General features: G+C 67.5%; 22 protein-coding genes. 11 read left to right on the top strand and 11 right to left on the bottom strand.

Going from position 1 to position 26,313, the window contains the following annotated elements:
* Positions 1-135: 135 nt before the first annotated feature.
* Entirely contained in the window at positions 136-534 is a 399-nt protein-coding gene (locus AAG092_RS13240) for an NINE protein (protein ID WP_373387039.1), read from the top strand.
* Positions 535-591: 57 nt separating this feature from the next.
* Here the strand turns inward: AAG092_RS13240 and AAG092_RS13245 are convergent, their stop codons facing one another.
* The 7 genes from AAG092_RS13245 to gshB form a co-directional block, all read right to left on the bottom strand.
* Entirely contained in the window at positions 592-1,863 is a 1,272-nt protein-coding gene (locus AAG092_RS13245) for a dihydroorotase (protein WP_373387040.1), read from the bottom strand.
* The gene (locus AAG092_RS13250) at positions 1,863-2,864 is read right to left on the bottom strand and encodes an aspartate carbamoyltransferase catalytic subunit (protein ID WP_061903067.1); all 1,002 of its coding nucleotides are present in this window, start codon (positions 2,862-2,864) and stop codon (positions 1,863-1,865) included. Before AAG092_RS13250 ends, AAG092_RS13245 begins: the two co-directional genes overlap by 1 nt.
* A gap of 9 nt (positions 2,865-2,873) precedes the next feature.
* Positions 2,874-3,380 carry a bifunctional pyr operon transcriptional regulator/uracil phosphoribosyltransferase PyrR gene (gene pyrR, locus AAG092_RS13255; protein WP_272794228.1) on the bottom strand — a complete coding sequence of 169 codons (507 nt, stop codon included), beginning with the start codon at positions 3,378-3,380 and terminating at the stop codon, positions 2,874-2,876.
* A gap of 21 nt (positions 3,381-3,401) precedes the next feature.
* The gene (gene ruvX / locus AAG092_RS13260; RefSeq protein ID WP_373387041.1) at positions 3,402-3,827 is read right to left on the bottom strand and encodes a Holliday junction resolvase RuvX; all 426 of its coding nucleotides are present in this window, start codon (positions 3,825-3,827) and stop codon (positions 3,402-3,404) included.
* On the bottom strand, positions 3,824-4,390 hold the full coding sequence (locus AAG092_RS13265; RefSeq protein ID WP_373387042.1) for a YqgE/AlgH family protein: 567 nt from the start codon (positions 4,388-4,390) through the stop codon (positions 3,824-3,826). The genes ruvX and AAG092_RS13265 overlap by 4 nt, the downstream gene beginning before the upstream one ends.
* A gap of 52 nt (positions 4,391-4,442) precedes the next feature.
* Complete coding sequence (locus AAG092_RS13270) at positions 4,443-5,342, bottom strand: TonB family protein (RefSeq protein ID WP_373387043.1); 900 nt, start codon at positions 5,340-5,342, stop codon at positions 4,443-4,445.
* Positions 5,343-5,429: 87 nt separating this feature from the next.
* Positions 5,430-6,389 carry a glutathione synthase gene (gene gshB, locus AAG092_RS13275; RefSeq protein ID WP_373387044.1) on the bottom strand — a complete coding sequence of 320 codons (960 nt, stop codon included), beginning with the start codon at positions 6,387-6,389 and terminating at the stop codon, positions 5,430-5,432.
* A 224-nt stretch (positions 6,390-6,613) separates the two neighbouring features.
* Between gshB and pilG the strand changes: the two genes are divergently transcribed.
* The 8 genes from pilG to AAG092_RS13315 all read left to right on the top strand — a co-directional run bounded on the left by pilG (position 6,614) and on the right by AAG092_RS13315 (position 20,223).
* Positions 6,614-7,021 carry a twitching motility response regulator PilG gene (gene pilG / locus AAG092_RS13280; RefSeq protein ID WP_021698994.1) on the top strand — a complete coding sequence of 136 codons (408 nt, stop codon included), beginning with the start codon at positions 6,614-6,616 and terminating at the stop codon, positions 7,019-7,021.
* A 45-nt stretch (positions 7,022-7,066) separates the two neighbouring features.
* Entirely contained in the window at positions 7,067-7,432 is a 366-nt protein-coding gene (gene pilH, locus AAG092_RS13285) for a twitching motility response regulator PilH (RefSeq protein ID WP_043216118.1), read from the top strand.
* A gap of 52 nt (positions 7,433-7,484) precedes the next feature.
* On the top strand, positions 7,485-8,021 hold the full coding sequence (locus AAG092_RS13290) for a chemotaxis protein CheW (protein WP_110682898.1): 537 nt from the start codon (positions 7,485-7,487) through the stop codon (positions 8,019-8,021).
* Positions 8,022-8,104: 83 nt separating this feature from the next.
* Positions 8,105-10,147, top strand: a complete 2,043-nt coding sequence (locus tag AAG092_RS13295; RefSeq protein WP_373387045.1) for a methyl-accepting chemotaxis protein — start codon at positions 8,105-8,107, stop codon at positions 10,145-10,147.
* A 68-nt stretch (positions 10,148-10,215) separates the two neighbouring features.
* Complete coding sequence (locus AAG092_RS13300; protein WP_373389596.1) at positions 10,216-11,079, top strand: protein-glutamate O-methyltransferase CheR; 864 nt, start codon at positions 10,216-10,218, stop codon at positions 11,077-11,079.
* A 24-nt stretch (positions 11,080-11,103) separates the two neighbouring features.
* Positions 11,104-18,711 (top strand): Hpt domain-containing protein, encoded by a 7,608-nt coding sequence (locus AAG092_RS13305; RefSeq protein WP_373387046.1) that lies wholly within the window; start codon positions 11,104-11,106, stop codon positions 18,709-18,711.
* Entirely contained in the window at positions 18,704-19,723 is a 1,020-nt protein-coding gene (locus AAG092_RS13310; RefSeq protein ID WP_373387047.1) for a chemotaxis protein CheB, read from the top strand. The genes AAG092_RS13305 and AAG092_RS13310 overlap by 8 nt, the downstream gene beginning before the upstream one ends.
* Before the next feature lie 29 nt (positions 19,724-19,752).
* Positions 19,753-20,223, top strand: a complete 471-nt coding sequence (locus tag AAG092_RS13315) for a chemotaxis protein CheW (protein WP_373387048.1) — start codon at positions 19,753-19,755, stop codon at positions 20,221-20,223.
* 58 nt (positions 20,224-20,281) lie between these two features.
* On the opposite strand, the gene AAG092_RS13320 is transcribed toward AAG092_RS13315, so the two are convergent.
* The 4 genes from AAG092_RS13320 to AAG092_RS13335 all read right to left on the bottom strand — a co-directional run bounded on the left by AAG092_RS13320 (position 20,282) and on the right by AAG092_RS13335 (position 24,861).
* Positions 20,282-21,784: an alanine/glycine:cation symporter family protein gene (locus AAG092_RS13320; RefSeq protein WP_373387049.1), complete on the bottom strand. Its 1,503-nt coding sequence runs from the start codon at positions 21,782-21,784 to the stop codon at positions 20,282-20,284.
* A gap of 247 nt (positions 21,785-22,031) precedes the next feature.
* Positions 22,032-22,751: a 16S rRNA (uracil(1498)-N(3))-methyltransferase gene (locus tag AAG092_RS13325; protein WP_373387050.1), complete on the bottom strand. Its 720-nt coding sequence runs from the start codon at positions 22,749-22,751 to the stop codon at positions 22,032-22,034.
* A gap of 54 nt (positions 22,752-22,805) precedes the next feature.
* Positions 22,806-23,450: a thiopurine S-methyltransferase gene (gene tmpT, locus AAG092_RS13330; protein WP_373387051.1), complete on the bottom strand. Its 645-nt coding sequence runs from the start codon at positions 23,448-23,450 to the stop codon at positions 22,806-22,808.
* A gap of 4 nt (positions 23,451-23,454) precedes the next feature.
* The gene (locus tag AAG092_RS13335; protein WP_373387052.1) at positions 23,455-24,861 is read right to left on the bottom strand and encodes an adenosylmethionine--8-amino-7-oxononanoate transaminase; all 1,407 of its coding nucleotides are present in this window, start codon (positions 24,859-24,861) and stop codon (positions 23,455-23,457) included.
* 246 nt (positions 24,862-25,107) lie between these two features.
* On the opposite strand from AAG092_RS13335, the gene AAG092_RS13340 reads away from it, so the two are divergent.
* A complete protein-coding gene (locus AAG092_RS13340) occupies positions 25,108-25,662 on the top strand; it encodes a cytochrome b (protein ID WP_373387053.1) in 555 nt (184 codons plus the stop codon).
* Positions 25,663-25,680: 18 nt separating this feature from the next.
* Positions 25,681-26,256, top strand: a complete 576-nt coding sequence (locus AAG092_RS13345) for a YceI family protein (RefSeq protein WP_110682909.1) — start codon at positions 25,681-25,683, stop codon at positions 26,254-26,256.
* Positions 26,257-26,313: the final 57 nt, after the last annotated feature.

Here is a 26,313-nt window from a genome sequence, read left to right on the forward strand (position 1 = left end):
ACTGTTTTTATATACAGTATTTCGCCGGACCACGAGTCGCAAGACGGAAGTTGTAACGCAAAGGATTTCGCCTCGCCGGGCAACCTTGCGTAGAGTGCGCGGTCAGTACCACGACGTTAATCGCAGGAGGCAGGCATGCAACGACAGGACACGCACAGCAAGGTCATCGGCTATCTGCTGTGGATCTTCGGCTTTCTCGGCGCCCACCGCTTCTACTACGGCAAGCCGGTGACCGGGACCATCTGGTTCTTCACCCTGGGCCTGTTCTTCATCGGCTGGATCATCGACCTGTTCCTGATCCCGAGCATGGACCGCGAGGCGGATCTGCGCTTCACCGCCGGCGATACCGACTACAACGTGGCCTGGATACTGCTCACCTTCCTCGGCTTCTTCGGTGTGCACCGCATGTACCAGGGCAAGTGGATCAGCGGCATCCTCTACCTGCTGACCTTCGGCTTCCTCGGCCTCGGCGTGCTCTACGACTTCTGGACCCTGAACGACCAGGTGTCGCTGCGCAACGCCCAGCTTGGCTGACTTCGCTAGCGATCATAAAAAAGCCCGCCGATCGGCGGGCTTCTGTTTTTCCGGGGTTCAGCTCTGGTAGCTGATGCGTCCGTCGACCAGGGTGTAGCGCACCTGGCCGGGCAGGCAGTGGCCAATGAACGGGCAGTTGCCGCCCTTCGAGCGCCAGGTCTCGCCGGCCAGGGTCTGGCCCGCTGCGTCGAACAGGGTGATGTCGGCCGGCGCGCCGACCGCCAGGCGTCCGGCGGGCAGGCGCAGGGCCCTGGCCGGGCCGCTGGTGAGGCGGGCGAGCAGGGTCGGCAGGTCGAGCAGGCCGTCCTGCACCAGGGTCAGGGCCAGCGGGAGCAGCAGCTCGGCGCTGCTGATGCCCGGCTCGGTGGCGCCGAAGGGTGCCAGCTTGGCATCCGCCTCGTGCGGCTGGTGGTGGCTGGCGATGGCGCCGATCACGCCGTTCTTCACCGCCTCGCGCAGGCCGTCACGGTCGAACGCGGTGCGCAGCGGCGGCTGCACGTGGTACAGGCTGGAGAAGCCGAGCAGTGCCTCGTCGGTGAGGATCAGCTGGTACATCGCCACGTCGGCGGTCACCGGCAGGCCGCGGGCCTGGGCGCTGGCGATCATCTCGGCGCCGCGGGCACTGCTGATCTGGCTGAAGTGGGCGCGCACGCCGCTCTGCTCGACCAGCAGCAGGTCACGGGCCAGGGCCACGGTCTCGGCGGTTTCCGGGATGCCGGCCAGGCCGAGGAAGCTGGCGGTGGCGCCTTCGTGGGCCAGGCCGCCGGCGGCCAGGTCGGCGTCCTGGGCGTGGAACACCACGGTCAGGTCGAAGGTGGCGGCGTATTCCAGGGCGCGGCGCAGGTTGCGGTTGCCCGCCAGTGGCGCCAGGCCGTTGCCGAAGGCCACGCAGCCGGCGTCGCGCAGGGCGACCAGCTCGGCCAGCTGCTCGCCGGCGAGGCCCTTGGTCAGCGCGCCGATCGGGAACACCTTGGTGTGCCCGGCTTCCTGGGCACGGTCGAGGATCAGTTCGGCCACGGCCGGGGTGTCCAGCACCGGCTTGGTCAGCGGCGGGCAGCACAGGCTGGTGACGCCGCCGGCGGCGGCCGCCAGGGTCTCGCTGGCGATATTGCCCTTGCGGCTGTAGCCCGGCTCGCGCAGGGCCACCGACAGGTCGACCAGGCCGGGGCTGGCGATCAGGCCGCGGGCGTCGATGTCCTGGTCGGCGACGAAGCCGGCCGGTGCCTGGTCGAAGGCGGTGAGCTTGCCGCCGTCCAGATAGAGATCGCGGACCTGGTCCAGGCCGCTGGCCGGGTCGATCACCCGGGCTCCGAGGATTCGGCTACGCATCAGTTCTGCTCCTCGGCATTCAGTTGACGCTGGGCGGCCTGGCCGCTCATGGCCATCGACAGCACGGCCATGCGGATGGCGATGCCGTAGGTGACCTGGTTGAGGATCACCGACTGCGGACCGTCGGCCACCGCCGACTCGATTTCCACGCCGCGGTTGATCGGGCCCGGATGCATCACCAAGGCATCCGGCTTGGCCAGCTTGAGGCGTTGCTCGGTCAGGCCGTAGAGCTTGTAGAACTCGCCTTCGCTGGGCAGCAGGCCGCCCTGCATGCGCTCGCGCTGCAGGCGCAGCATGATCACCACGTCGACGTCCTTGAGGCCTTCGCTCAGGTTGTGGTGCACGCTGACACCGTACTGCTCGATGCCGATCGGCAGCAGGGTCTTCGGTCCGATCACGCGGATGTCCGGGCAGCCCAGCGTCTTCAAGGCCAGCATGTTCGAACGCGCCACCCGCGAGTGCAGGATATCGCCGACGATCGCCACCGATAGATTCTCGAAGCTGCCCTTGTGCCGGCGAATGGTCAGCATGTCGAGCATGCCCTGGGTCGGGTGCGCGTGGCGGCCGTCGCCGCCGTTGATGATCGCCAGGTCCGGGCACACGTGCTCGGCGATGAAGTGCGCGGCGCCGGAGTCGGCATGGCGCACAACGAAGATGTCGGCGGCCATGGCTTCGAGGTTGCGCAGGGTGTCGAACAGGGTCTCGCCCTTGCTGGTCGAGCTGGTCGACACGTTGAGGCTGATCACGTCGGCCGACAGGCGCTGGGCCGCCAGTTCGAAGGTGGTGCGGGTGCGCGTGGAGTTCTCGAAGAACACGTTGCACACGGTCTTGCCGCGCAGCAGCGGGACCTTCTTCACCGCTCGGGCGCCGACTTCGAGAAAGGAGTCGGCGGTGTCGAGGATTTCCGTCAGCAGCTCGCGGGGCAGGCCGTCGAGCGAGAGGAAGTGGCGCAGCTGGCCCTGGTCGTTGAGCTGCAGCGAGCGCTTGGCGTCGATGGGCATGGGGTATTCCTAGGCGGAAAGGCTTTGCAGCTCGAGGGTGAGCGGCGCGGGGCCGGACAATTTTACCCGTTGCTCGGGGGCCAGGGCGAGGGTGGCGCCGAGCACGTCGGCGTGGATCGGCAGCTCGCGGGCATCCAGGTCGAGCAGGCTGACCAGGGTCACGCTGGCCGGGCGGCCGTAGTCGAACAGTTCGTTGAGGGCGGCGCGGATGGTGCGCCCGCTCATCAGCACGTCGTCGATCAGCACCAGGTGCTGGTCCTCGATCTCGAACGGCAGCTGCGAGGGTTTGACCTGCGGGTGCAGGCCGCTGCGGGTGAAGTCATCGCGGTAGAAGGACACGTCCAGGGTGCCCAGCGGCTGCTCCAGGCCCAGCTCGCGCAGCAGCGCCTCGGCGACCCACACGCCGCCGGTGCGGATGCCGATGAAGTGGGCCTGGGCCACGCCGCGGCGGGCCAGCAGCGCCTTGAGGTCGGCGGCCATGCGTGGCAGCAGCTGTTGGGGATCGGGCAGGTTCATCGGCAGTCCTCGCAATCGTTCCTAAAGGTTCTGTTCCAGCCAGCCTTCCAGCAGCAGGGCGGCGGCCAGGGCATCCATCGGGCGCTCGCGGTAGCCGCCGCGCTGGCCCTGGGCCAGGCGCTGGCCCTTGGCCTCGAAGGTGGTCAGGCGCTCGTCGTGGGTGTGCACCGGCAGGTTGAAGCGGCCGTTGAGGCGGCGGGCGAACTTCTCGGCACGCTCGCTCATCTCGCTTTTGGTGCCGTCCATGTTCAGCGGCAGGCCGACGACGATGGCGTCCGGCTGCCACTCCTTGATCAGCGCCTCGACCTTCTGCCAGTCCGGTACGCCGTTCTGCGCCTTGAGCACGCACAGCTCGCGGGCCTGGCCGGTGATGGCCTGGCCGACGGCGACGCCGATCTGCTTGGTGCCGTAGTCGAAGCCCAGCAGCAGGCGCGGTGCGGCACTCATGCGTGGCCGGCCTGGGCGGTGAGCAGGCTGAGGTTGATGCCCAGGCGCGCGGCGGCGGCGCTCAGGCGCTGGTCGAAGGGGGTGTCGAAGAGGATGTCGCTGTCGGCCGGGCAGGTCAGCCAGGCGTTCTCGGCCAGTTCGGTCTCCAGCTGGCCGGCTTCCCAGCCGGCGTAGCCGAGGGTGATCAGGTGTCTGGCCGGGCCATTGCCGTCGGCGATAGCGAACAGGGCGTCCTGCGAGGTGGACAGGGCCAGCTCGCCCAGCTCCAGGGTGGCCTGGAAGCTGTGTCCGCTCGGATGCAGGACGAAGCCGCGGTCAGTCTGCACCGGCCCGCCGGCGAAGATCGGCAGGCTCTGGCACAGGGCGGGTGGTGGCTCGTCCGGGCGCAGTTGCTCCAGCACATCGGCCAGGTTGAGGCCGTTGGGGCGGTTGATCACCAGGCCCATGGCGCCCTGTTCGTTGTGCTCCACCAGGTAGGTGACGGTCTGCGCGAAGTTCGGATCGGCCATGTGCGGCATGGCGATCAGGAAGTGATGCTTGAGGTAGCTGGGAGCGGTTTTCATGGCCGTTAGTTTCGACCCTGGCGGCGCCGGCTTCAAGCGTGCGATGCGCGCACTAGTTGCTGGACAGGCGGTCGCCGCGCTCGAAGCGCCAGGTGCGGATGATTTCCAGGCGGTCGATGTCTGCCAGGTCGCCGGTGAAGGGGGCGAACGGCGCGGCCAGGCGCACGATGCGCAGGGCGGCCTGGTCCAGCACCGGCTGGCCGGAGGATTCCAGCACCTGCACCTCGTACAGGGTGCCGTCGCGGTTGATCGACACCAGCATGCGCAGGCTGCCGTAGATGCGCTGACGGCGCGCTTCCTCGGGGTAGTTGAGGTTGCCGACCCGTTCGACCTTCTTGCGCCACTCGTCCTTGTACCAGGCGCCCTTGTCGCGCATGGTCGAGGCGGCGTTGAGGCGGTGGATCTTCGGGCGCTTGGCGTAGAGCTGCTGCTCCTGCGCCAGCTGCGCCTCCAGGCTGGCGATCTCGGCGGACAGCTGGGTGCTGTCGAAGATCGGTGCCTGGCGGGCGTCAGGCTCGGGCTTCTGCTCCTTCTGCTTGACCGCGGTCTTCTGCGGCTGCGGCTTGCTGGTGCTCAGTGCGGTCTTGCGCGGCGCTTCCTGGTGGCGGCTGGGCGGTGGCGCGGCGTCCGGGGTGACCTTGTTCACCTTGCTGTCCTGGAAGGGCGCCTGCTCGGTGGTCTTGGGCGCCGCCTTGTGCTCCAGGGTGCCGCTGCCCTGCTGGTTGTCCTGGGCGAGGAAGTCGGCCTGCTTGGGCTTGTCCTCGCTCTTGAAGGTGGACAGGGTGATTTCCAGGGTCTTGCTGATCTCGCCGGGCTTGGCCAGGGTGAAGCTGACGCCGAGGATCAGCGCCAGGTGCAGCAGGGTGGCGACGAACAGGGTGAAGCCCAGGCGGTCCGCGGGGCGGACTCCTGCGCTGGTCAGTTCGGGCGGGGGTGTGATGGCTGCGTTCATCGGGCCTGGGTGGAAAGCGGATTGCCGCGCAGTCTGCCGGCTAGGGCCCGGCGCCTGCAAGCCGCAAGCGCCAAGCTGCCACCTGGATCAAGCTTTGCGCGCGGCCAGCTTGCCCTCGATGGCGTCCATCAGGCGCTCGCCGATGCGGGTGTCGAAGGCCTTGTCGATCTCGCGGATGCAGGTCGGGCTGGTCACGTTGATCTCGGTGAGGTGCTCGCCGATCACATCCAGGCCGACGAACAGCAGGCCCTTCTCGCGCAGCACCGGGCCAACCTGGGCGGCGATCCAGCGGTCGCGTTCGGTCAGCGGTCGCGCCTCGCCGCGGCCGCCGGCGGCCAGGTTGCCGCGCGTCTCGCCCTGCGCCGGGATGCGCGCCAGGCAGTAGGGCACCGGCTCGCCGTCGATCATCAGGATGCGCTTGTCGCCGTCCTTGATCGCCGGCAGGTAGCCCTGCGCCATGCACTGCTGGGTGCCGTGGGCGGTGAGGGTCTCGAGAATCACCGAGAGGTTGGGGTCGCCGGCGCGGTGGCGGAAGATCGAGGAGCCGCCCATGCCGTCCAGGGGTTTGAGAATGATGTCACGCTGTACTTCGGCGAACTCGCGCAGAATGTCTGCCCTGCGGCTGACCAGGGTCGGCGGCATGCAGTGGGGGAACTGGGTGGCGAACAGCTTCTCGTTGCAGTCGCGCAGGCTCTGCGGGCGGTTGACCACCAGCACGCCGTCGCGTTCGGCCTGCTCCAGCAGGTAGGTGGAATAGACGAACTCGTTGTCGAAGGGTGGGTCCTTGCGCATCAGGATCACGTCCAGCTCGGCCAGCGGGGCGTCCTGTTCCTCGCCCAGCACGAACCAGCGCTGCGGGTCGTTGAAGACCTGCAGCGGGGTCATGCGGGCGCGGGCCTGGCCGGCATTGCTGTAGAGATCGCGCTGTTCCATGTAGAACAGCGACCAGCCGCGGGCCTGGGCAGCCAGCAGCATGGCCAGCGAGCTGTCCTTCTTGAAGTTGATCTGGGCGATGGGATCCATGACGATCCCCAGGCGAATGCTCATGGGGTGAAACCTGCTTCAAAAGTGGTCGATCTGGGGCGCAAGGTTGGGCCTGCAGCCCCTGTCGGTCAAGAAAATCCCCGAGTATTAGGGGCTTATAGATTGGATCAGGAGAGTGTGCTAAAAAGTCCGGACGACTGGGGCGCAGCCCGTCAGAGTTAGGGCCTCGGCCACACTCTGCTGTATAAGATAAAACAATGACTCACCGAGGCGATGGTAGGGCAGACATGGAACAGCATTCCGAGGGTTTGAAGGTCATGGTGATCGACGATTCGAAGACGATTCGTCGCACCGCCGAGACTCTGCTGAAGAAGGTGGGCTGCGAAGTCATTACCGCGGTGGATGGGTTCGATGCGCTGGCCAAGATCGCCGACACGCATCCGAGCATCATCTTCGTCGACATCATGATGCCGCGTCTCGATGGTTATCAGACCTGCGCCCTGATCAAAAATAACAGTGCTTTCAAATCCACCCCGGTGATCATGCTGTCCTCCAAGGATGGCCTGTTCGACAAGGCCAAGGGGCGCATCGTCGGGTCCGACCAGTACCTGACCAAGCCCTTCAGCAAGGAAGAGCTGCTCGGCGCCATCAAGGCGCATGTGCCCGAATTCGTCCCGGTGGAGCAAGCCTCCTGATAGCCGGCTGCAAGCCGGCGATGCCTATTCCGAATGGGGAACTTCATGGCTCGTATTCTGATTGTTGATGACTCGCCGACCGAGATGTACAAGCTGACCGCCATGCTCGAGAAGCATGGCCATCAGGTGCTCAAGGCGGAAAACGGTGCCGACGGCGTGGCCCTGGCGCGCCAGGAAAAGCCCGATGCGGTGCTGATGGATATCGTCATGCCCGGCCTCAACGGCTTCCAGGCGACCCGTCAGCTGACCAAGGACGCCGAAACCAGCCACATCCCGGTGATCATTGTCACCACCAAGGACCAGGAGACCGACAAGGTCTGGGGCAAGCGCCAGGGCGCGCGTGACTACCTGACCAAGCCGGTTGACGAAGACACGCTGATGAAGACCCTGAATGCGGTGCTGGCCGGCTGATGCCGGGCCAGTCCGTAGCCTCCTGATATAAGAAGAAAAGGCCAAGGCCGGCATGTCGGACGCGCAATCCCCCTTCCAGCTCCTCGTCACCCTCGACCAGCGTTGTCGCACCCTGGCCGCCGGCTTGCCGTCGCAGCAGCAGGCGGTGCAGACCTGGAGCGGCATCGGCTTTCGCATGGGCGAGCGCTACTTCGTGGCGCCCATGGGCGAGGTCGGCGAGGTTCTGCACGAGCCGCGGCATACCCTGCTGCCGGGCGTGAAGAGTTGGGTCAAGGGCGTGGCCAACGTGCGTGGCCGCCTGTTGCCGGTGATGGACCTGTGCGGCTTCTTCGGCAGCGAGCTGTCGCCGCTGCGTAAGCAGCGGCGAGTACTGGTGGTGGATCATAACGAAGTGTTCGCCGGCCTCACGGTCGACGAAGTGTTCGGCATGCAGCACTTCCCGGTGGATACCTTCTCCGAGCAGCTGCCGCCCCTCGAGGCGGCGATTGCGCCCTTCATCCACGGGGTGTTCCAGCGCGAGCGACCCTGGCTGGTGTTCAGCCCGCACGGGCTGGCACAGCACCAGGGCTTTCTCGACGTGGCGATATAAGATTTTCGGTTGGGTCGGCACTTGCCGGCCTTTTGGCGTTACATGGAAACCGTAGTGCGGTCGGTCCAGGCGGGGGCCAAATAATGAAAAAACTAGATGCAGGCAATCTCTTGGCAGGTGTGCGCAGCAACACGCTGATCGCCGGACTCTTCGTGGTCCTGATCATTTCCATCGTGTTGTTGTTCGCCAACTTCGCCTACCTCAACACCCAGTCCAACTACGACAAGGAATACATCAGCCACGCGGGTGAGCTGCGCGTGCTGTCCCAGCGTATCGCGAAGAACGCCACTGAAGCGGCGACCGGCAAGGCCGAGGCCTTCCCGCTGCTCAAGGAAGCGCGGCGCGACTTCGACGAGCGCTGGGGCTTCCTGACGGCCGGCAACGAGGCCAGCGGTCTGCCGGCCGCGCCCGAGTCGGTCAAGGCGCAGATGGACGAGGTGCAGAAGGACTGGGACGTGCTGCGGCAGAACGCCGACGCCATCCTGCAGAGCGAGCAGACCGTACTGTCGCTGCACCAGGTGGCCGCGACCCTCGCCGAAACCATTCCGCAGCTGCAGGTCGAGTACGAAGAGGTGGTCGACATCCTGCTGCAGTCCGGCGCTCCGGCCGCCCAGGTGTCGGTGGCCCAGCGCCAGTCGCTGCTCGCCGAACGTATCCTCGGCTCGGTGAACAAGGTGCTGGCCGGTGACGAGGACTCGGTGCAGGCCGCCGACATGTTCGGCCGCGACGCCAGCCTGTTCGGCCGCGTGCTCAAGGCGATGATCGAAGGCAACGCCGCCATGGAGATCTCCGCGGTGACCGACGAGGATGCCTTGGAGCGCCTGGCCGAGATTTCCGAGCTGTTCCAGTTCGTGTCCGGCTCGGTGGACGAGATCCTCGAGACCTCTCCGGAACTGTTCCAGGTCCGTGAATCCGCCAACTCCATCTTCACCGGCTCGCAGACCCTGCTGGACAAGACCTCGGCGCTGGCCGTGGAGTTCGAGGACCTGGCCGACGGTCGTTACTTCAACACCCTGGCCGGTTACGTGCTGGGTGCCCTGGCCCTGGCCTCGATCATCCTCATCGGCCTGGTGATGGTGCGCGAGACCAACCGCCGACTGGCCTCCACCGCGGAGAAGAACGAACGTAACCAGGCGGCGATTCTGCGACTGCTCGACGAAATCGCCGACCTCGCCGACGGTGACCTGACCGTGGCCGCGACCGTGACCGAGGACTTCACCGGTGCGATCGCCGACTCCATCAACTACTCCATCGACCAGCTGCGCGACCTGGTAGCGACCATCAACCAGACCGCCGTGCAGGTGGCCGCTGCCGCCCAGGAAACCCAGGCCACGGCGATGCACCTGGCCGAGGCTTCCGAGCACCAGGCCCAGGAAATCGCCGGCGCTTCCGCGGCGATCAACGAAATGGCCGTGTCGATTGACCAGGTATCGGCGAACGCCGCGGAATCCTCCGCGGTAGCGGAACGTTCCGTAGCCATCGCCAACAAGGGTAACGAGGTGGTGCACAACACCATCACCGGCATGGACAACATCCGTGAGCAGATCCAGGACACCTCGAAGCGGATCAAGCGCCTCGGTGAATCGTCCCAGGAGATCGGTGACATCGTTAGCCTGATTAACGACATTGCCGACCAGACCAACATCCTCGCCCTGAACGCCGCGATCCAGGCATCCATGGCCGGTGACGCCGGTCGCGGCTTCGCCGTGGTAGCGGACGAGGTACAGCGCCTCGCGGAACGTTCCTCCGCGGCGACCAAGCAGATCGAGGCCCTGGTTAAGACCATTCAGACCGACACCAACGAAGCGGTGATCTCCATGGAGCAGACCACTTCCGAAGTGGTGCGCGGTGCCCGCCTGGCGCAGGACGCCGGTGTGGCCCTGGAAGAGATCGAGAAGGTATCCAAGACCCTCGCGGCCCTGATCCAGAACATCTCCAACGCCGCCCGTCAGCAGGCTTCGTCCGCTGGCCACATCTCCAACACCATGAACGTGATTCAGGAGATCACCTCGCAGACCTCCGCCGGTACCACCGCGACCGCCAAGAGCATCGGTAACCTGGCCAAGATGGCCAGCGAGATGCGCCGTTCGGTGTCCGGCTTCACCCTGCCGGAAGGCCAGGCCTGATCGAGGGAGGCGCGGCGGCCTGAGAGGGTCGCCGCCCGGGGCATTCGGCCATGAGCGAGGGGCACGGCATGCAGCCAAGTGGCGTCTGGGCCTTGAAACCCCTGGCCGATATGTCGCAGACGGAATTCCGCGACTGGCAGGCCCTGCTGGAAGAGCGCACCGGCGTGGTGATCAACGAGCAACGCCGTGCCTTCCTGCAGACCAACCTGAGTGCTCGCATGCGCGAGCTGGAGGTGGCCGACTACGCCAGCTACTTCCGCATGGTCACCGATGGGCCGCGTGGCGCGGTGGAGTGGTCGACCCTGCTGGACCGTCTGACCGTGCAGGAGACCCGCTTCTTCCGCCATCGCCCGTCCTTCGATGTGCTGGAGAGTTACCTGCGCGGGCGCCTGGTCACGGACGCGCAACAGCTGCCCCTGGCCCTGTGGAGCGTCGGTTGCTCCAGTGGCGAGGAGCCTTACTCGATGGCGATCTGCGCTGCCGAGGTGCTGCGCGAGCTGGCTAGCGAGCGGCAGTTCGGCGTGACCGGCACCGACATCAGCCTGAACGTGTTGAACAAGGCGCGCGAGGCGACATATGGCGCGCGCAAGCTGGAACAGATGGACAGCGACCTGTGCGAGCGCTACTTCCTCGCCCAGGACGATGGTCGCTACAAGGTGGTGCCGGACCTGGCGGCGCGCGTCTGCGTCGCCCGGTTGAATGTGCTGGAACTGGCCAAGGCGCCACAGTCCGGCATGGACGTAATTTTTTGCCAGAACCTGCTGATCTATTTCCGTCGCTGGCGTCGCCGCGAGATCCTCAACCGCCTGGCCGAGCGCCTGGTACCCGGGGGGCTGCTGGTGGTGGGGGTGGGGGAAGTGGTCGGTTGGCAGCATCCGGACCTGGAGCCGGTGGCTGACGAGCGGGTCCTGGCATTTACCCGCAAGGGCTAAGACAAGAATATGACTGGAGTCGGTATGGGTGATCGGCACGACTATGTCGCCCTGGAGTGGGTCAAAGGCGAGATCGCGGAAACCCTGAAGCAGGCCCGCCAGGCCCTGGAGGCGTTCGTCGAGAACCCCCAGGACGCTACGCGCATGCGTTTCTGCCAGACCTACGTGCACCAGGTCCACGGCACCCTGCAGATGGTCGAGTTCTACGGCGCGGCCCTGCTCGCCGAGGAAATGGAGCAGCTGACCCAGGCCCTGCTGGAGGGGCGCGTCGGTAACCAGGGCGAAGCCCTGGAAGTGCTGATGCAGGCCATCCTGCAGCTGCCGGCCTACCTCGAGCGCATCCAGAGCGCCCGCCGCGACCTGCCGATGGTGGTGCTGCCACTGCTCAACGACCTGCGCGCCGCCCGTGGCGAGAACCTGCTGTCGGAAACCAGCCTGTTTTCCCCGGACCTGTCCGGCCGCCTGCCGGCGCTGTCCCTGGATTCCCTGGAGAAACTGCGCACCGCCGAACTGCCGGTGCTGCTGCGCAAGCTGCGGCAGATGCTGCAGATGGCCCTGGTGGGGGTGATCCGCAACCAGGACCTGGCCACCAACCTGGGCTACATGGCGCGCGTGTTCGCCCGTCTGGAGACCCTGTGCAAGGAGGCGCCGCTCGGCCCGCTGTGGCAGATCGCCTCCGGCATGGTCGAAGGCCTGGCCAATGGCAGCGTGGTCAACAGCACCTCGGTGCGCACCCTGCTGCGCCAGGTGGACAAGGAGCTCAAGCGCCTGGTCGAGCAGGGCGCCGACGGCATCAACCAGGCCGCCCCGGACGAGCTGACCAAGAACCTGCTGTTCTACGTGGCCAAGGCGCCGGCGCAGTCGCCGCGTCTGCGTGCCCTCAAGGACCAGTACCGTCTCGACGATGCCCTGCCCGACAGCGAGGTGGTCGACGAGGAGCGCGCCCGCCTGGCCGGTCCGGACCGCGACGCCATGCGTTCGGTGGTCGGCGCCCTGTGCGAGGAACTGGTGCGGGTCAAGGACAGCCTCGACCTGTTCGTGCGCAGCGACCGCCAGCAGGTCGCCGAGCTGGATGCCCTGCTGGCTCCGCTCAAGCAGATCGCCGACACCCTGGCGGTGCTGGGCTTCGGCCAGCCGCGCAAGGTCATTCTCGACCAGATCGACGTGGTTCACGCCCTGTCCCTCGGCCAGCGCGAGCCGAACGACGCGGTGCTGATGGATGTGGCTGGCGCGCTGCTGTATGTCGAGGCCACCCTGGCCGGCATGGTCGGCCCCGGCGACGATGCGCAGAACGAACAGAGCCACCTGCCCACCACCGACGTGGCACAGATCCACCAGCTGGTGATTAAGGAAGCGCGTACCGGCCTGGAACAGGCCAAGGACGCGATCATCGAGTTCATCGCCTCGCAGTGGAACCATGAGCACCTGGCCCGCGTGCCGGAGCTGCTGACCCAGGTCCGTGGCGGCCTGGCGATGATCCCGCTGCCCCGCGCCGCCGCCCTGCTGCAGGCCTGCACCCGCTACATCGAGGAGCAGCTGCTGGTGCGCAAGGCCGTGCCCAACTGGCAGAACCTCGACACCCTGGCCGACGCCATCACCAGCGTCGAGTACTACCTGGAGCGCCTGGCCGAAGACCATGCGAGCCAGGGCGACCTGATCCTCGACGTCGCCGAGGAGAGCCTGGAGAGCCTGGGCTACCCGCTCAAGGAAAAGCCCTCGATCCTCGACCGCATCGAGCCGCGCGAGGAAGCACCGGCGCCGCTGGCCGACCCGCTGCAGGACATCGAAGTGCTGGCCGCCGAAGAGGTTGCCTTCGCGCCGCCTGCCGAGGAGCTGTCGCTGGAGCTGGAGGAGCTGCCGGCCCTGTCCCTCGACGAGCCGAGCGAGGAGCTGAGTGCCGAATTCGCCGAGCTGCCGGTCGATGCCGGCGAGCTGCTGGTGTCGGACGACAACTGGAGCCTGGGCGAGACCGTCCAGGAGGATTCCACCGGCCTCGACCTGAGCCTGGATGCACCGCTCGAGCTGGGTGACCTGCAGCCGCTCGAGCAGGCGCCGAGCCTGGAGACCGAGAAGGTCGAGTTCCTGGTCGACGAGGAGCTGCCGAGTCTGGGCGAGGAGCCGGCCGAAGAGCTGAGCCTCGAGAGCACCCCGACCAACTGGGACGAACTGGAGATCGCCGATCTCGAGCTGCCGGAAGTCGAGCTGCCGAGTGCCCCGGTCGAGCCTGAACCGGCCGTTGCGGCGGTCGAGAAGCCGCTGACCATGGCCGAGGTGATGGCCGCCCCGGTGCAGGCGATCAACCCGCCGGCCCAGGACGTGCCGCCGACCCTGCTGCCGCCGCCGGCCGACGAAGAGCCGGTGGACGAGGACCTGCTCGAGGTGTTCATCGAGGAGGCCGGCGAGGTCCTCGAGACCATCAACCAATACCTGCCGCAGTGGCGCGCCAACACCGACGACAAGGACGCCCTGACCGAAGTGCGGCGCGCCTTCCACACCCTCAAGGGCAGCGGGCGCATGGTGCGCGCGCTGATCATCGGCGAGCTGGCCTGGTCCATCGAGAACATGCTCAACCGCGTGCTGGATCGCAGCATCCAGCCCGATGCGCCGGTGCAGCAGGTGGTCGCCGACGTGGTGGCGCTGATGCCGGCGCTGGTCGACGAGTTCGCCGCCAAGGCCCAGCGCCAGCGCGACGACGTCGACCGCCTGGCCGCCACCGCGCATGCCCTGGCCCGTGGTCAGGTGCCCAGCTTCGCCGCCGCGCCGGTCGTCGCCGAAACGCCGAGCGCAACGCCCGCGCAGGAGCCGCCGGCCCCTTTGGCGGCCGGCAGTGACGAGGAGGTCCTCGACCCGTTGCTGCTGGAAATCTTCCGCAACGAGGCCGAAACCCATCTGGACACCCTGGTCGGCTTCCTCGCCGACTGCGCCCAGGAACTGCCGCAGCCGGTGACCGACGACCTGCAGCGTGCCCTGCATACCCTCAAGGGCAGCGCGCACATGGCCGGCATCCTGCCGATCGCCGAGATCGCCACGCCGCTGGAGAAGCTGGTCAAGGAGTTCAAGACCAATCTGATCGACATGGACCTGGCCGAGGCCGAGCTGCTGCGCGATGCCGAGCAGCTGTTCCGCGCCGGCCTGGAGCAGCTGGAGAGCCAGCCGCTGGCCGCCATCCCGGGTGCCGCCGAGTTCCTCGAGCGGGTGCACAAGCTGCACCAGGATCGCCTGGAGAGCGTCGAGAGCGCGCGCCACGAGGAGCAGGACCATCGCGACCCGCAGCTGATCTCGATCTTCCTCGCCGAAGGCATGGATATCCTGCTGGACGCCGAAGACCTGCTGCGCAAGTGGCGCGAGCACCCCAGCGAGCAGCAGGAGCTGTCGGCCCTGCTGGAGGAGCTGACCACCCTCGGCCGTGGCGCCGAGATGGCCGAGCTGCCGCAGATCGACGAACTGTGCCAGGCCCTGCTGGCCCTGTACCAGGCGGCCCAAGACGGTCGCCTGGCGGTCAGCGAGACCTTCTTCAACGAGGCCGAGGCGGCCCATGAGGCGCTGATCGGCCAGATGGACCAGGTCGCCGCGGCCCTGCAGGTCAGCCCGCAGCCCGAGCGCGTCGCCGCTCTGCACCGCTTGCTGGAGCAGTCCCTCGATCCGGCCGCCCTGGCCCTGCTGGAAGGCGATGCCACGCCCGGCCTGGAAGTGGTCGAGCTGGATGAGCTGCCGGTCGAAGAGCCCGTTGCAGCGCTGGTGGAACCTCCCGCCGAACCGGTCGCCCCGCTGATCGAGGAGCCGCTGGCGGCCAGCATGCCGGAGAACCTCGACGCCGAGATGGTGGAGATCTTCCTGGAAGAGGCCGTCGATATCCTCGACAGCGCCGGCCAGGCCCTCGACCGCTGGCTGGGCGACCCAGACAACACCCTCGCGCTGTCCTCCCTGCAGCGCGACCTGCACACCCTCAAGGGCGGCGCGCGCATGGCCGAGATTCGTGCCATCGGCGATCTGGCCCACGAACTGGAGTCCCTCTACGAGGGCCTGGTGGATCGGCGTTTCAGCCATTCGCCGGCGCTGGCTGCGCTGCTGCAACAGAGCCACGACCGACTGGCCGTGGTGCTCGAGCAATTGCAGCGCAACCAGCCGCTGCTCGACTCTTCGGCCCTGATCGAGGCCATCCGTAACTTTCGCCAGGGCGGCACGCTAGTCGCCTCGGCCAGCCAGGATGGGCACGCTGGCGCTGCCGAGACGGAGCCGCTGCCGCTGGCGCAACTGGACGAGCCCTCGACGGAAATCGACCTGGGCGAACTGGTCGAGGTCGACTTCATCGCCCCGCAGCTGGACGAGCTGCCCGAGCTGCACATCGAGACCGCCGAGCTGCCCGCCGAGGCGCTGCCGGATGCACTGCCGGCGCTGAGTCCGGAACAGTGGCACCTCGACGAAACCCTGCCGGCGCTGGGCGCCGAGCCGTTGGCTTCCGAGGTGGAGGTCGCTGCCACGGCAGAGCCGCAGCTCCGCGAGTCGGCGGAGATGGATCTGGGCGAACTGGCCGGGGTCGACTTCGTCGCGCCACAACCGGACGAACTGCCGGAGCTGCAGATCGAACAAACCGCTCGTGTCGAAGAAGAGCTGCCGGCAGAGCTGCCGGCGCTGAGCCCGGACGAGTGGCACCTGGACGACGCGCTACCGGCCCTGGGGGCCGAAGACCTGCCGCCGGTTGCCGAAGACCTGTCCGCACCCGAAGCTGCCGAGCCCGAGCCCGAGCCCGAGCCCGAGCCCGAGCCCGTGGCTCCTGCGACCGTGGCTGCCGCGCCGGCCCCGGCGGTCGATCGCGATCCCGAACTGGTGGAGATCTTCCTCGAGGAAGGCTTCGACATCATGGACAGCGCCTCGGCAGCCCTGCAGCGCTGGATGGGCGATGTCGACAACACCCTCGAGGTCGAGTCGCTGCAGCGCGACCTGCACACCCTCAAGGGCGGTGCGCGCATGGCCGAGATCCGCGAGATCGGCGACCTGGCCCACGAGCTGGAATTCCTCTACGAAGGCGTCGGCGATGGCCGCCTGAAGGCCAATGCCGACCTGTTCGGCGTACTGCAGGCCTGCCACGACCGCCTCGCCGAGATGCTCGACGCCGTGCGCGGCAACCGTGCCATTCCCGATGGCCTGGCGCTGATCGAGACCATCAAGCGCCTGCGTGCCAATCCCGATGCCCAGCTCAGCGTGCCGACCAGCGTGCACCTGCAGCCGGCCCGTGAGGAGCCCGAGGCGGATGGCGACAACGATGAGATCCTCGATATCTTCCTCGAGGAGGGCGACGACCTGCTGGAGGCCATGGAGGCCGCCGTCGGCCGCTGGGAGGCCAACCGCGAGGACGGCTCCGCCATCGACGAGCTGCTGCGCATCCTGCACACCCTCAAGGGCGGTGCGCGGCTGGCCGGGCAGAAGCGCCTGGGCGACCTCAGCCACGACCTCGAGCAGCACCTGACCGAGGCCCAGCAGCAGGGCGCGCCCTGGCCGGACAGCCTGTTCCTCGACGTGCAGTCCGGCTTCGAGGGCCTGCAGAAGGAACTCGACCAACTGCGCAAGCGCCTGGATGACAGCCATGTGGCCGAGGCCCAGGCCGCCCCGCAGGCCGAACCGCAGCCGACTGAGCCGACTCCGCCGCCGGTGACCCTGACCACCCCGCTGGTCGCTGCCAGCAGCCAGCCGCAGGCCGCGCAGCAGGTCAAGGTACTGCCCTTCGTCCAGCGTGCCGCCGAGGCCGCCGCCCGCGCCGCCGCCCAGCGTGCGCCGCAGGAGCTGGTCAAGGTGCCGGCCGAGCTGCTCGAAGGCCTGGTCAACCTGGCCGGTGAGACCTCGATCTTCCGCGGCCGCGTCGAGCAGCAGGTGAGCGACGTCGGCTTCACCCTCGGCGAGATGGAAGCCACCATCGAGCGGGTACGCGACCAGCTGCGCCGCCTCGACACCGAGACCCAGGCGCAGATCCTCAGCCGCTACCAGGCCGAGGCCGAGCGTGCCGGCTACGAGGACTTCGACCCGCTGGAGATGGACCGCCACTCGCAGCTGCAGCAGCTGTCGCGGGCGCTGTTCGAGTCCGCCTCCGACCTGCTCGACCTCAAGGAGACCCTGGCGGCGAAGAACCGCGACGCCGAGACCCTGCTGCTGCAGCAGGCGCGGGTCAACACCGAGCTGCAGGAAGGCCTGATGCGCACCCGCATGGTGCCGTTCGATCGCCTGGTGCCGCGCCTGCGCCGCATCGTCCGCCAGGTGGCGGCCGAGCTGGGCAAACAGGTCGAGTTCCACGTCGGCAACGCCGAAGGCGAGATGGACCGCACCGTGCTGGAACGCATCGTCGCGCCCCTGGAGCACATGCTGCGCAACGCCGTCGACCATGGCATCGAGCCGGCCGACAAGCGTCGTGCCGCCGGCAAGTCCGAGATCGGCAATATCCGCCTGACCCTGGGCCGTGAGGGCGGTGACATCCTCCTGACCCTGGCCGACGACGGCGGCGGCATCCGCCTCGACGCGGTCAAGCGCAAGGCCATCGAGCGCGGCCTGATGGACGAGGGCAGCGACCTGTCGGATCACGAGATCCTGCAGTTCATCCTCGAGGCCGGCTTCTCCACCGCCGAGAAGGTCACGCAGATCTCCGGGCGCGGCGTCGGCATGGACGTGGTGCACTCCGAGGTGAAGCAGCTCGGCGGCTCCATGAGCATCGAGTCGACGGTCGGCGAGGGCACCCGCTTCCTGATCCGCCTGCCGTTCACCGTGTCGGTCAACCGCGCGCTGATGGTGCACTCCGGCGAGGACTTCTATGCCATCCCGCTGAACACCATCGAGGGTATCGTGCGGGTCTCGCCGTACGAGCTTGAGGCCTACTATGGTCCGGACGCGCCGCGCTTCGAGTACGCCGGCCAGGCCTACGAGCTGAAGTACCTCGGCGACCTGCTGAACAACGGCCAGCAGCCCAAGCTGGTGGGCCAGAGCCTGCCGCTGCCGGTGATCCTGGTGCGCTCCAAGGAGCACGCCGTGGCGGTGCAGGTCGATGGCCTGGCCGGCTCCCGCGAGATCGTGGTGAAGAGCCTCGGCCCGCAGTTCGCCGGCGTGCATGGCATCTCCGGCGCGACCATCCTCGGTGACGGCCGCGTGGTGGTGATTCTCGACCTGCTGGCGACCATCCGCGTGCGCCATGCCCACCTGCTCGGCCAGGTCCAGGCCCCGCGCCTGGCCAGCCAGGCGGCGGTGGCGGCGGTCGAGAGCGAGGCTGCGCGGCCGACCCTGGTCATGGTGGTGGACGACTCGGTCACCGTGCGGAAGGTCACCAGCCGCTTGCTGGAGCGCAACGGCATGAACGTGCTGACCGCCAAGGACGGGGTCGATGCCATCGCCCAGCTGCAGGAGCACAAGCCGGACATCATGCTGCTGGACATCGAGATGCCGCGCATGGACGGCTTCGAGGTGGCCACCCTGGTGCGCCACGACGAGCGCCTCAAGGATCTGCCGATCATCATGATCACCTCGCGCACCGGCGAGAAGCACCGCGAGCGGGCCATGGCCATCGGCGTCAACGAATACCTGGGCAAGCCGTACCAGGAGTCGGACCTGCTCGACAACATCCTGAAACTGGTCAAGGACAAGGCCAATGGCTGACAGAACTGCTGCTCGTATTGCGGTCATCGCCGACACCTCGCTGCAGCGCCACGTGCTGCAGCAGGCGCTGGCTGGCAGTGGCTACCAGGTGGTGCTCAACAGCGATCCGGCGCGCCTCGACGAGGAGGCGCTGGCCGGCTGCGAGACCGACCTGTGGCTGGTGGACCTGGCCCAGTCGGAAGACTCGCCGCTGGTCGACAGCCTGCTGGAGAAGGCCAGCGCCCCCGTGCTGTTCGGCGAGGGCCATGCCCCGGAGCGGCATTCGGAAAACTACCCGCGCTGGGAACGGCGCCTGTTCGGCAAGCTCAAGCGTCTGGTGGGTGACCCCGCCCAGGCCGTCGGCCCGAGCCTGGAGGCCCTGCTGGCCGAGGCGCAGCGCCCCGGCCGCGTGGAGCTGCCGGCGGCACTGGCCGATACGCCCCTGGTGGCCGGCGAGCCGGCCAGGCAGGTGTGGCTGCTGGCCGCCTCCCTCGGTGGCCCGGCGGCGGTCAAGGAGTTCCTCGACGCGCTGCCCGGCGGCCTGCCGATCGGCTTCGTCTACGCCCAGCACATCGACGCCGCCTTCGAGGCGGCGCTGCCCCAGGCCGTCGGCCGCCACAGCCAGTGGCACGTCAACTCGGTGCGCCATGGCGACGCCGTGCGCTGCGGCGAAGTGGTGGTGGCACCGATCGCCCACGAGCTGGGCTTCAGCGAAGACGGTGTGATGCAGCTGGCCGAGCGCGGCTGGCCTGAGCCCTACAGCCCGTCCATCGACCAGATGATGCTCAACCTGGCCCAGCAGTTCGGCGCCCACTGCGGGGTGATCGCCTTCAGCGGCATGGGCAGCGACGGCAGTGCCGCCGCCGCCTACGTGCGTCGCCAGGGCGGCCTGATCTGGACGCAGAAGGCCGACAGCTGTGCCTGCCCGAGCATGCCCGACAGCCTGCGCGAGGGCGGCTACAGCAGCCTCAGCGGCGACCCGCGCGAGCTGGCCGCCGCCCTGGTCAACCACCTGGCCGAGCAGTGCCAGTAACGGCGCCAGCAGTCTTTCAAGGAGCCGCCATGAGCCAAGCCATAGCCCCGCAGAATGCCGTCAGCAGCCTTACCGCGCTGCTGGTGCCGTTGGCCGACCGTACCCTGCTGCTGCCCAACGTGGCGGTGGCCGAGCTGATTCCCTACCGCCCGCCGGTGATCACCCCGGGCCTGCCTTCCTGGTTCCTCGGCCAGGTGGCCTGGCGCGACCTGCAACTGCCGCTGCTGTCCTTCGAGGCCGCCTCCGACGGCCAGCCGCAGATCGGACCGGGGGTGCGGGTGGCCGTGCTCAACGCGCTGGGCGGGCGTGACCAGGTCAAGTTCATCGCCCTGCTGGTGCAGGGCATCCCGCGCTCGATGAAGGTCGAGGACAACCTGCAGCGCGCCGCCGTGGCGCTGGCGCCGCTGGAGCTGGACGCCGTGCAGCTCGGCGAGGCGGTGGTGAAGATTCCCGACCTGATCGCCCTGGAGCAGAAGCTGGCGGATGCCGGCCTGATCTGAGCCTCCCGACAGAAACGAAAAACCCCGCCGCGGCGGGGTTTTTCTTGGCGCTGACGAATCAGCGCTGGCTGTCGACCTGGGTCTTGAGCTCGGCCTGGATCGCGGCCTGCTCCTTGCTCAGGTTGTCCTCGGCACGGTGGCCACCCCAGTAGTCGGCGTTCTTGATGCCGAGTTTCTCCGGGTGGAATACCGGGTCCTTGCCTTCCTTCTGCTGCGCCTCGTAGTCCTTCAGGCAGGTGTAGGCGATCTTGTGCATCAGCACGATGGCGATGATGTTCAGCCAGGCCATCAGGCCCACGCCGAGGTCACCCAGGCCCCAGGCCAGGTCGGCGGTCTTCACCGTGCCATACACAGTCGCGGCGATGATGCCCAGCTTGAGCAGCAGGATCAGCAGCGGGCGATGCACCTTGCGGTTGATGTAGGCGATGTTGGTTTCGGCGATGTAGTAGTAGGCCAGGATGGTGGTGAAGGCGAAGAAGAACAGGGCGATGGCGACGAAGGCGTTGCCGAAGCCCGGCATGATGTTCTCCATGGCGGTCTGCACGTAGCCCGGACCTGCGGCGACGCCGGCGATGCCGGTGAACAGCGCGCTACCATCCGGCGCCTGCACGTTGTACTGGCCGGTGATCAGCAGCATGAAGGCGGTGGCGGAGCAGACGAACAGGGTGTCGATGTATACCGAGAAGCCCTGTACCAGGCCCTGCTTGACCGGGTGGCTGACGGCGGCGGCCGAGGAGGCGTGCGGGCCGGTGCCCTGGCCAGCCTCGTTGGAGTACACGCCACGCTTCACACCCCACATGATGGCCATGCCGAGGATGGCGCCGAAGCCGGCTTCCAGGCCGAAGGCGCTCTTGAAGATCAGCGCGATCACGCCCGGCAGTTGCTCGATGTGCAGCAGGATGACTACCAGGGCCACCAGGATGTAGCCCAGTGCCATGAAGGGCACCACCACCTGGGTGAAGTGGGCGATGCGCTTGACCCCACCGAAGATGATCAGGCCGATCAGGATGGCCAGGATCGCGGCGGTGACGGTCGGCTCGATGTCGAAGGCGGTCTGTACGCTGGAAGCGATGGAGTTGGCCTGGACGCCCGGCAGCAGCAGGCCGCAGGCGAACACGGTGACGATGGCAAAGACCCAGGCGAACCATTTGATGCCCAGGCCCTTCTCGATGTAGAAGGCCGGACCGCCGCGGTACTGGCCGTCCAGCTTCTCCTTGTAGACCTGGCCGAGGGTGGACTCGACGAAGGCCGAGCTGGCGCCGAGGAAGGCCACCATCCACATCCAGAACACCGCGCCGGGGCCGCCGAAGGTGATGGCGGTGGCGACGCCGGCGATGTTGCCGGTACCCACGCGGCCGGCGAGGGTCATGGTCAGGGCCTGGAAGGAGGTGATGCCGTGTTCGTCGGTACGCCCGGTGAACATCAGGCGGATCATTTCCTTGAAGTGACGGACCTGCAGGAAGCGGCCGCGCAAGGAGAAGTAGAGACCGACACCCAGGCACAGATAGATCAGCGCCGGGCTCCAGACCAGCCCGTTGAGTGTGTTGACCAGTTCGTTCATGTAGTGCTCCTAGAGCCTCGGGCCTGCAGCGGCTGCCTTGTGGGAAAGCACGGAGCCCGGGCGGGATTGTTATTGGAGTTAGGGCAGGGCGATACGCCTCGACCTCGGCAAGAGCGCAGCGCGGTGGTAGGCCGCCGCTTCGCCCTTGGCGCGCAGAGCATGCCAGAGGTGGACGGGCTTGCCATCCCCTGCAGTCACATCTTGTTACGCCGAGGCGACATTCGACCCGTGCGCAGGCGCCGCTCGGCTAGAAATCGCCCCACAGCTGCTGGGCCACGGCCAGCGCCACCACCGGCGCGGTCTCGGTGCGTAGCACCCGCGGGCCGAGACGGGCGGCGTGGAAGCCGGCGGCCCTGGCCTGCTCGACCTCGGCCTCGCTCAGGCCGCCCTCGGGGCCGATCAGGAAGGCCAGGCTCTGCGGCCTGGCATGGCTTTCCAGCGGCGCCGCCACCGGGTGCAGCACCAGTTTCAGTTCAGCCTGTACATGCGTCTGCCACTCGGCCAGGGTGAGCGGCGGGTGGATCAGCGGCAGCACCGAGCGCCCGCACTGCTCGCAGGCGCTGATCGCCACCTGGCGCCAGTGGGCCAGGCGCTTGTCGGCGCGCTCGTCCTTCAGGCGCACTTCGCAGCGCTCGGAGACGATCGGGGTGATCTCGCCGACGCCCAGCTCGGTGGCCTTCTGGATCGCCCAGTCCATGCGCTCGCCGCGCGACAGGCCCTGGCCCAGGTGGATGCGCAGGGGGGATTCGGCCAGGCCGTCGAGCTGCTCGCGCAGCTCGACGCGCACGGCCTTCTTGCCCACCTCGATCAGCTCGCCGCGGTATTCCTGGCCGCTGCCGTCGAACAGCTGCACGGCATCGCCCGCGGCATGGCGCAGCACGCGGCCGATATAGTGGGCCTGGGCCTCGGGCAGTTCGTGCTGGCCGAGGGACAGCGGGGCGTCGATGAAGAAGCGGGACAGGCGCATGCAGGAGGTCACCTTGGGAAAGGCGACTATTTTAAGCGCGTTCGCGCATTCCGGTCAGGCGCGCGGTTGCAGCCGCCACACCACCTCGTCCGCTGGGCACTGCCCCTTGAGGCCACCCGCCAGCGCCTGGCGGGCCAGCTGCTGCAGCTGGTAGCGCTCACCATACAGCTCGGCCAGTTCCGCGGCCGGCACGGCGAAGGGTGGTCCCGGCAGCTGGCTCTGCTGGTAGTCGAAGCTGATCAGCAGCTGGGGCGCGCAGGCGCTGATCTCGCTCAGGTGCGCGGCATAGCGCGGGCGCATCGTCGCTGGCAGGGCCACCAGGGCGGCGCGGTCGTAGATCGCGTCCACCGGGCCCAGCAGGTCGCGGCTCAGGGCGAAGATGTCGCCGACGAAGACCGTCAGCTCGTCCGTCTCGTAGCGCTTCAGCGCATCGTTCAGCGCCTGGATACGCGGCGTCGCGCCCAGTTCGGCGAACAGCTGCTGCACGGCCAGTTCGCTCAGCTCGACGCCCACGACCCGGTGGCCGGCGGCGAGCAGCCAGGCGATATCCAGGGTCTTGCCGCACAACGGCAGCAGCAGACGGCTGCCAGGCGGCAGTGCGAGTGCGGCGAAGTGCTCGACCAGCAGCGGGTTGACCTGCGGCTCGTGAAAGCCGATCTGGTTGGTTGCCCAGCGGTTGTGCCAGAACGCGTGTTCCATGGGCTCAGCCCGGGTCGCGGTGGTTGGGGTAGAGGTCGGCCTGCACCGCCACGCTGAGCGACTCGCGGGTGGCGATATCGATGCCCTCGCTGGCCACCTCGGCGAGGAAGTCGATCTGCTCGGGCGTGATCACATAGGGCGGCAGGAAGTACACCACGCTGCCCAGCGGGCGCAGCAGGGCGCCGCGGCTCAGGGCGTGCTGGTACACCGCCAGGCCGCGGCGCTGCTGCCAGGGGTAGGTGGTCTTGCTTGCCTTGTCCTGCACCATCTCGATGGCCAGGGCCATGCCGGTCTGGCGCACTTCGGCCACATGCGGGTGGTCGGCCAGGTGCGCGGTGGCGCTGGCCATGCGCGCGGCCAGGGCCTGGTTCTTCTCGATAACGTTGTCGTCACGGAAGATATCCAGGGTCGCCAGTGCGGCGGCACAGGCCAGCGGGTTGCCGGTGTAGGTGTGCGAGTGGAGGAAGGCGCGCAGGGTGGCGTAGTCGTCGTAGAAGGCGCCGTACACCTCATCGGTGGTGAGCACCGCGGCCATCGGCAGGTAGCCGCCGGTGAGGGCCTTGGACAGCACCAGGAAGTCCGGGGTGATGCCGGCCTGCTCGCAGGCGAACATGCTGCCGGTGCGACCGAAGCCGACGGCGATCTCGTCGTGGATCAGGTGCACGCCATAACGGTCGCAGGCCTCGCGCAGCAGCTTGAGGTAGATGGGGTGGTACATGCGCATGCCGCCGGCGCCCTGGATCAGCGGCTCGACGATGACGGCGGCGACCTCATGGGCATGCTCGGCCAGGGTCTGCTCCATGGCGGCGAACATGCTGCGCGAGTGTTCCTCCCAGGTGGCGCCTTCCGGGCGCAGGTAGCAGTCCGGGCTGGGCACCTTGAGGGTGTCCAGCAGCAGCGCCTTGTAGGTGTCGGTGAACAGCGCCACGTCGCCCACCGACATCGCCGCCACCGTCTCGCCGTGGTAGCTGTTGGTCAGGGTGACGAAGCGTTTCTTGCCGGGCTGGCCACTGTTGATCCAGTAGTGGTGGCTCATCTTCAGCGCCACCTCGATGCCGGAGGAGCCATTGTCGGCGTAGAACACCTTGGACAGACCATCCGGGGTGATCTGTACCAGGCGCTCGGACAGCTCGATCACCGGCGCATGGGTGAAGCCGGCCAGCATCACGTGCTCCAGGCTGTCCAGCTGCTCGCGGATGCGCTGGTTGATCCGGGCGTTGCCATGGCCGAACACATTGACCCACCAGGAACTGACCGCATCCAGGTAGCGCTTGCCGTCGAAGTCCTCCAGCCAGACCCCTTCGCCACGGCGGATCGGGATCAGCGGCAGGCGCTCGTGGTCCTTCATCTGGGTGCAGGGGTGCCACAGCACGGCGAGGTCTCGCTGCATCCACTGGGTGTTCTGGCTCATGTTCGGCTCTCCACATCGAGTGTCGCTGAGACTACCAGAAGGGGCGGGCGGACACGCCGGCGCCCGTTCATCCCCGCGAAAGCGCCGTCCAGAGCCCTGGCGGAGAACCTTGCGGGCATGGCGCGGACTAAGCGGGAGCCTGGCTAACTATCTGTTTGCTCGATATTTCGAAGCGAAAATTTTCGCTTTTCATCGATGTATTTGTCGCTAGGCTGTCTTCCATTCCTACTTCCGGACCTTTTGCATATGCAGTGGCGCAACTCGAACTCCACCTACGGCCTGGTCAGCATCCTGTTGCACTGGCTGGTGGCCCTGGCGGTATTCGGCCTGTTCGGCCTGGGCCTGTGGATGGTCGGGCTGGACTACTACAGCAGCTGGTATCGCACCGCGCCGGACCTGCACAAGAGCATCGGCATCCTGCTCTTCGTGGTCATGCTCGGGCGCCTGGCCTGGCGCTTCGTCAGCCCGCCGCCCGCGGCGCCAGCCAGCCATGGCGCGGCGACCCGCCTGGCGTCCAGGGCCGGCCACGCCTTCCTCTACCTGGCCCTGTTCATGCTGATGATCAGTGGCTACCTGATTTCCACCGCCGACGGCCGCGGCATCGCCGTGTTCGGTCTGTTCGAGGTGCCGGCCACGCTGACCGGCATCCCCGACCAGGCCGATATCGCCGGCGTCGTCCACGAATACCTCGCCTGGGCCCTGGTGATCTTCGCCGGCCTGCATGCCCTGGCGGCGCTCAAGCACCACTTCATCGACCGTGATGCCACCCTGGTGCGCATGTTCGGTCGCACCGGCAAGTAACCCACAAGGAGACTGTTAATGCTCAAGAAAACCTTCGCCGCCCTGACCCTGGGCGCCGCCCTGTTCGCCGGCCAGGCCATGGCCGCCGACTACGCCATCGACAAGGAAGGCCAGCACGCCTTCATCAACTTCAAGATCAGCCACCTGGGCTACAGCTGGCTGTACGGCACCTTCAAGGACTTCGACGGCAGCTTCAGCTTCGATGCCAAGGCCCCGGAAGCCAGCAAGGTCAAGGTGACCATCAACACCGCCAGCGTCGACTCCAACCATGCCGAGCGCGACAAGCACCTGCGCAGCGGTGATTTCCTCAACGTCGACAAGCACCCGACTGCCACCTTCGAGTCCACCTCGGTGAAGAGCACCGGCGAAGGCACCGCCGACATCACCGGCAACCTGACCCTCAACGGCGTGACCAAGCCGGTGGTGATCGCCGCCAAGTTCCTCGGCGAGGGCAGCGACCCGTGGGGCGGCTACCGCGCCGGCTTCGAGGGCAGCACCAAGCTGAAGCTGAAGGACTTCGACATCCAGAAGGACCTCGGCCCGGCTTCCCAGGAAGTGGAGCTGATCCTCTCGGTCGAGGGCGTTCGCCAGTAATCCCGGATTGCTACGCGTCGGCCTTGGCCGACGCTTGCCAGTCCCGCCGCGCACGCT

The sequence above is a fragment of the Pseudomonas alcaligenes genome (genome assembly GCF_041729615.1).
GTDB classification, from domain to species: Bacteria; Pseudomonadota; Gammaproteobacteria; order Pseudomonadales; family Pseudomonadaceae; genus Aquipseudomonas; species Aquipseudomonas alcaligenes_B.